A 1518-nucleotide genomic window follows, 5' to 3' on the forward strand; every position below is an offset into this window, starting at 1 on the left:
TCTCATCAATTATTAAAATTATTTTTTCGCTACTATTTTCTTTCGCATACTTCAAAGCTCTGGTAAAAATCCCTAAATTTTCTTTATAGAGAAGTTCATTATTACTCAAATCTGGTCGAATACCAAATATAAAATCAGAAAAACTTGTTTCTGCGTGAAATTGAGTAAAAAATGTCTTTGCTTTTATTTTTTCTGCAACTTCCTTCGCCGTTCTAGTCTTACCGGTTCCCGGAGATCCTTGAAGAACAACATATTTCCTATCACTAAGGAGGCTTTTTATTTCTTCAACTTCATTTTTTTTATCTTCTTCAAAAAAAGGTTTTAAAGCTTCTGAAATTGCTTTACGTTGATCCTTATTAGATGGCCAATTTCTAAGTTTCGCATAACCAGCAACAAATGCAGTTATTATTTTCTTTCCTTCTTCACTTTCAGGATTTTCAACAATTTGGCAAGCAGGTAAAACTTTTGTGTAAGTCTTTATCGTGTTTTTTATTTGCTCTAGATCTTCACTATTAGCAATCGTTTTTGGTAAAGGTGTTTCTATATCTGCAAAATCTGATTTACAATACCCTTTTTCATTAATGAGTTTTGAAAAAAGTCTTCTTACTCCAGGATAGTTAGCAAGCTCATAATCATTTTTGAAACCGCTTGACCCAATACCTAAACAAACCAACCAAGGTTTATTGTCAATACTTGGAAAAATAGTTAATGAAAAATCATGGAATGGTCCTCCAGATTCTTCTTCCGGATGAATAAAACCAAAAAAAGCTCCTCTATCTTTAAGCACGTCTGGCTTAGTATTATTTCTCTCAACATATGATTTATTAAACTCCTTATCATTATTTGCTCCAAATTCTTCTGCCTTCAGCCTAATGAATTCTAATACATTTGTAATACTTATATTTTCTTTGCTCATATCTTTTATTAGAGTATTATTTTACAATTATCCTCAACTTTATTTATTACAATCATATTAATATCATTCATCAAATAAATCTTTTATATTTACTTCTAAAGCGTTCGCTAATCGCTCAACAACTTCAATAGAGACATTTCTTTCACCTTTTTCAATCGTCGGTAAATAAGTTCGATCGATCTCTGCTAAATTGGCCAGCTTTTCTTGAGATAATCCTTTGAGTTTTCTAAGCTCCTTAATTTTGAGTCCGAATTTTTGTTTAATATCCATGTTAACAAAAATTGCAAAATGTAGACTCTAAAACAACGGAGTATAGTCGGGTTTTTGCTTATCTTTGAAATAAAATTCCTATGTTAAGTTTTAATAAGAAGGTTCGACATTTAGAAAGTTATTTGTTGCAAGCACATGAAAATTATGCAGATAGTTTTAAAGAGGACATTGTTATGTTCATAGATGATTTTTCAGATCAAAATGAGCTTTTGTCTTTTCTAAATAACATTGATTCTTTTGAAGAAATTGAGAATTGGGTAGATAAATTATGTTCAAGGATCGTTTTAAAGTTTGATTCTGAAGGAGAAGAAATCAACGATTTTATATATGAT

At 30.1% G+C, this 1518-nt stretch carries 3 protein-coding genes; 1 reads left to right on the forward strand and 2 read right to left on the reverse strand.

Annotation, left to right across the window (positions count from 1 at the left end; translation table 11 throughout):
* On the reverse strand, positions 1–916 hold a 916-nt coding region (locus tag JO950_RS21825; RefSeq protein WP_237732427.1), incomplete at its 3' end, for an AAA family ATPase.
* Between the two features lie 63 nt (positions 917–979).
* Positions 980–1186 (reverse strand): helix-turn-helix domain-containing protein, encoded by a 207-nt coding sequence (locus JO950_RS21830; RefSeq protein WP_202704530.1) that lies wholly within the window; start codon positions 1184–1186, stop codon positions 980–982.
* An 80-nt stretch (positions 1187–1266) separates the two neighbouring features.
* Here JO950_RS21830 and JO950_RS22395 point away from each other — a divergent pair.
* The coding region (locus JO950_RS22395) for a hypothetical protein (RefSeq protein ID WP_237732428.1) at positions 1267–1518 on the forward strand (252 nt) is incomplete at its 3' end.

Source organism: Flavobacterium sp. UGB4466 (assembly GCF_903469665.1).
Taxonomy (GTDB): domain Bacteria; phylum Bacteroidota; class Bacteroidia; order Flavobacteriales; family Flavobacteriaceae; genus Flavobacterium; species Flavobacterium lipolyticum.